At 61.2% G+C, this 2,867-nt stretch carries 5 protein-coding genes; all 5 read right to left on the bottom strand.

What is annotated here, in order from left to right; all coding sequences use genetic code 11:
* Positions 1-347 (bottom strand): hypothetical protein (locus JV201_RS13415; protein WP_219407169.1); only part of this gene is annotated, 347 nt, incomplete at its 3' end.
* 2 nt (positions 348-349) lie between these two features.
* Positions 350-727, bottom strand: coding sequence for a hypothetical protein (locus tag JV201_RS13410; protein WP_219407065.1), 378 nt, complete (start codon positions 725-727; stop codon positions 350-352).
* A gap of 10 nt (positions 728-737) precedes the next feature.
* Positions 738-1,043, bottom strand: a complete 306-nt coding sequence (locus JV201_RS13405; RefSeq protein ID WP_219407064.1) for a HeH/LEM domain-containing protein — start codon at positions 1,041-1,043, stop codon at positions 738-740.
* A 55-nt stretch (positions 1,044-1,098) separates the two neighbouring features.
* Positions 1,099-2,076, bottom strand: a complete 978-nt coding sequence (locus JV201_RS13400) for a major capsid protein (RefSeq protein WP_219407063.1) — start codon at positions 2,074-2,076, stop codon at positions 1,099-1,101.
* A 3-nt stretch (positions 2,077-2,079) separates the two neighbouring features.
* A complete protein-coding gene (locus JV201_RS13395) occupies positions 2,080-2,817 on the bottom strand; it encodes a hypothetical protein (RefSeq protein ID WP_219407168.1) in 738 nt (245 codons plus the stop codon).
* Positions 2,818-2,867 lie beyond the last annotated feature (50 nt).

Here is a 2,867-nt window from a genome sequence, read left to right as displayed (position 1 = left end):
GACAAGTTCATAACCCGCATGCCGTTGATGATGTCGCCAATGGCCGGTGCTGCCGGTACCGCCGTTGGCACCCCGCCCTCTGACACGAATAGCTCGTTTTGCAGCACGAGCAGCTTCTTGTCGGTGGTCTGGATGAGGGAGCCGTCGATCTCCTTGGACAGGTAGCTGCCCAGAACACCGCGCCCGGAGTACGTCACGATGGTCTCCGGCGTTTCGCCGCCTAGGTCGGGGTCATACTCGCCCGCAACCTTGCGCACGCCTGTCACCGGCTTTACCGCGTCAGCCAGCCCATCAGGATCATCGAACGACTCGGCCAATTCAGCCTGGATCTCTTCGCGCATGCCCATGATCAGATCCTTTTCAGCATCATCACGCCGGAGCGCTTAATCCAAGGCGCCAGCAGCGCCAGGGCGAAGTTGACGCCCGCCGACTGATCGGTAGAGCCTGCCACGTAGGTTTTGCTCACCGATGTGCCGGACTGAGCCGAGACCGTCCTGCTCTGCACTTCCTTCTGCGTTGCTGTGTACAGCTTGCCCGCCGCCGCCTCTTTGGCGATCTGGGCACCGGCTGTTTTGATCTCGGCCGGAACCGGATCGGGAACAGCCCGCTTAATCTTGGCCGTGAGCCAGGCGTTTGCCATGGTCACAGCAAGGACCGGATCACCGGTACCGGCCCAGTCAGGACCGAGCTGGGCGTCAACATCGGCAACGGTGATGAAGTCGGTCATGTGCTTGTCCTTATTCCGCTGGCACCAGGGCCTGCAGGTCTTCTTTCCTGGCGGTCGCGTCAAAGGTAATGCCCTTCGCGCTCAGCCACTCTTTCAGCTCGGGGACCTTCATTTTCAAAGGGTCGGTTTCAGGTGCTTCCTGCTCCTCGCCGTCGGAAACCTTGATGCCGGCGGCCTGGTAAGCATCGAAGATATCCGGCTTATCGCCATCGACGACCACCTCAGTGGCGGAACCGATGACACCGAAGAATTCGCTCAGCAGGCGGTAGCACACGCCGCGCTCTTTGCCCGGCTTGTCCGTGTAGATCACTTTCATGAGTCACCTCAAAAGCATCCCGGCGCCATAACGGCGCCATGTTATGTGGGCCGAATTACGGCGTGGTGGTACCGCTGATCACGGCGGCGAACGGAACCTGCTTGCGGCTGAACACGCGCTGCCAGTTCGCAGCAGCTGCGTACTGAGTCGCGGTCGGGCTAAGGTTCTGAGCCTCGGAGCCCTTCCAACTGAAGCCGGCGGGCTGAAGGATGTAGGTCTTCCGCTCCCACAGCACCTCGGCACCACCGCCGTTACCGCCGCCTGGCTTACGCTCCAGTTCTACCGGCACCTTGGGAGTTCCTTCGCCGTAGCCGAAAGCGCCCTGGCCGAAGAACACGGACAGGTACTTGCCCGCGCCATATACCAGCGCGTCGTCCATGAAGACTGGCTTGCCGAGGTAGGTGGCCAGGATGATCTTGCCGTCGGAGTCGCGCAGGTACTCGATGAGGTCCTGCTTGACCATCTGGTTCATCACCACGGAGTGCACGCCGATCGCGCCGAACTGGTCAGCGGCATCGCCGGCGGTGAACGCAGCATCCTGGAAGGCATTCGCACTGATGGTCGCGCCCGCGTCGATGACCATGTCACCGCCGTTGTTCGCGATGTTCGAGGCGATGATGCCGCGAGCCGCGCCCAGGGTGTAACGCTGCCACTGGCGGGTCCAGTAGGTGCCGAAGCGGTTGCGGATTTGCTGCTGAGGCTCAGTGTTGGCCAGCTCAGCAGTCAGGTCGGTTACGCCGTAGCCTTTGTTGAGGTACAGGACGCGTGCACGCATGCTGTCCTGGGTGACTTTGCCGACTTCGCCCTGGTCGTTCGGATCATCGTTGCTGATGTTCGGAGCTTCATCAGCGTTGAGATCCTGCCAGTGGCTGATCTCAGCGGTGCCCTGGCTGCCGGAGGCGATCGCATCCAGCACAGGCGAGCGGGTCACAATACCCGACTCGTATACAGCGGTCTTTTCCGGGCTGTTAACCGGTGCCAGCGAGGCGTAGTAGTCGCCGACGAAGATGTCGGTCAGTTGGGTAGTTGCCATGGATTAGGTTCCTTTGGTGGCCTGGATTTTCTTGAAGAGCTCAGGGTTGTCACGAGCGATCGAAGCGCGTTCGGTTTCCGTGTACTCGCCCCACTTTTTCGTGGCCTTGCCACCGTTGTCACCGGTCTGCCCGGCACCCTGAGCCCTTGGCCACAGGTGTGTTGCTGTTTCACGCAGAGATTCCGCCCATTCGAGCGGCGACAGCGGGGTCTTCCCGTCCTTCCCGTAAACGACCTCGCCGTCACGGTCGGTGGCAATCGCCTCGCCGTCTTCACTGAGTTTGAAAGTGCCCCGGGCGCGCAGGATGATGTCCTCGGCGGCCTCAGGGAGCGCGCCGGCCTTGATGGCAGCGGCGCGGATTGAATCAGCCAGCACCTTGTCGCTGTATTTGGCAGCGAACTGCTCGGCCTTGTCGGCACGGGCTTTCTCGGCGGCCAGCTTGGTGTCGTAGTCGGTGCGCAGGCGCTCGGTACGGCGGGTGATGACCTCGTCCAGCTTGCCCTCGGCAATCAGCTTGGTCTCTTCATCCTGGCCAACCTTGGTCAGCAGCCCTTTCACGGCGGCGATGTCCAGGCCTTCAAACTGGGACTTGAAGCCGTCCAGCTCGGTTTTGGTGGTCCGGAGCGAGCCAAGCAGTTCGGTGTTTTTGTTCTTGAGGCCCAGGGTCGCCGCCTCTACAGCTGCAGCAATGGCGGTCTGAACTGCCGGGTCTTCAAGATCAATCTGGTTTTCGTCTGGCACTTGGTGCACCCCTTGGGTTTGGTCGGCCCACTTTGCAGGCATAAAAAAAC

The sequence above is a fragment of the Pseudomonas sp. Colony2 genome (assembly GCF_019382755.1).
In the GTDB taxonomy this organism is placed as follows: Bacteria; Pseudomonadota; Gammaproteobacteria; order Pseudomonadales; family Pseudomonadaceae; genus Aquipseudomonas.
This window is presented reverse-complemented; position numbering and strand designations above follow the sequence as displayed.

Excerpts from the sequence above, each read along its gene's own strand:
- JV201_RS13410 (WP_219407065.1), bottom strand. The coding sequence starts at position 727 with ATGACCGACTTCATCACCGTTGCCGATGTTGACGCCCAGCTCGGTCCT.
- JV201_RS13405 (WP_219407064.1), bottom strand. The coding sequence starts at position 1,043 with ATGAAAGTGATCTACACGGACAAGCCGGGCAAAGAGCGCGGCGTGTGC.
- JV201_RS13400 (WP_219407063.1), bottom strand. The coding sequence starts at position 2,076 with ATGGCAACTACCCAACTGACCGACATCTTCGTCGGCGACTACTACGCC.